Source organism: Mycobacterium gordonae (assembly GCF_002101675.1).
GTDB lineage: Bacteria > Actinomycetota > Actinomycetes > Mycobacteriales > Mycobacteriaceae > Mycobacterium > Mycobacterium gordonae.
Map to the genome: position 1 here is coordinate 1 of NZ_LQOY01000157.1, position 1,247 is coordinate 1,247.

Sequence of the window (1,247 nt, forward strand, 5' to 3'; positions counted from 1 at the left end):
TGGGCGGGTGGGTGCCATTCGGTGTGGCCGTGGGCGTTTCTGCGGGTGATGTATTTGCGCAGTTCGACCATTCTGTTGTCGGGTGCGCAGGCCAGGGTGAGTTCGTCGATGTGGGTGCGGCGTTTGGCGATCCAGCCTTCGAGGTGGTGGACCTGGGTCCAGTAGCCGGGCACGGTGCAGCCGGGTCGGGTGCAGCCGCGGTCTCTGGCTAGGAGTGCGAGGCGTTGTTCGGGGGAGGCTAGGCGTTTGCCGTGGTAGAGGGCCAGGGTTTTGTCTTTGTCGAAGATGGCCAGGTAGTGATGCGCCGGGGTGGCCAGGCGCAGGACGTCGCGCATGGGCAGCAGGGTGCCTCCGGCGGTCAGGGCTCGGCCGGCGCCGGCTTCGAGTTCGGCCAGGGTGGTGGTGAGGATGATCGAGGTGGGCAGTCCGTGGTGTTGGCCCAGTTTTGCGGATTTCAGCAGCGTCCGTAGGGCGGTGTTGAGGGCGTCGTGGTTGCGCTGGGCCGCGGTGCGGGTGTCGCGGTCGACCGCGTCGGCGGGGGCGCGTCCGTCGATGACGGGGGTGTCGTCGTCGGGGTTGCACATGCCGGGGGCGCCGAGTTTGGCGATCACGGGTTCGAGGGTGGCGCGGAATTCGGGGGTGATGTGTCCGCGGATCTCTGACATGCCGTCGGGTTGTTGTTTGCCGAGGGTGATGCCGCGTTTGCGGGTCTGTTCAGGCTGGTCGGGTTGGAAGTCGCCGTCGGGTTTGAGGCAGTCTTTGAGGACCTGGGCGTATTCGGTGAGTTCGTCGGGGCGAAACCCGGTCGCGGCCAGGGCCAGTTGCGCTTCGGCGTATTCGCGGGTGGCGGCATCGACGGTGTCGGGCAGTGTGGCGAAGAACTTGCGGATCACCGCCACATTGCCGTCGCTGATGTGTCCGCGGCGTTGCGCGGCGGCGGTCGCGGTCAACACCGGGGCCAGCGGTTCGCCGGTCAGGGCGCGGCGTGGTCCCAGATCGGCGGCTTCGCCGATCAGCCGGTCGGCGTCGGATTTGGTGATCCGCAGTCGGTCGGCCAATGCCTGGCCCAGCGTGCCGCCCAACTCTTCGTTGGTGGCCTGGGTGCGGAGTTGATTGATCAGGGCGTGCCCGGGCACCCGCAGCTTGCGCACCACCCGGTACATGCATTCCATGCTCCCCAACAACTCTGGGGTGCCGGGCTTCTCAAACGTCAACGCGCACAGGCGATCCGCGTACGCTTCGAGTCC

General features: G+C 67.3%; 1 protein-coding gene. It reads right to left on the bottom strand.

The features are described 5' to 3' along the window. Positions 1-1,247 (bottom strand): HNH endonuclease signature motif containing protein (locus tag AWC08_RS22850; protein WP_085088191.1); only part of this gene is annotated, 1,247 nt, incomplete at both ends.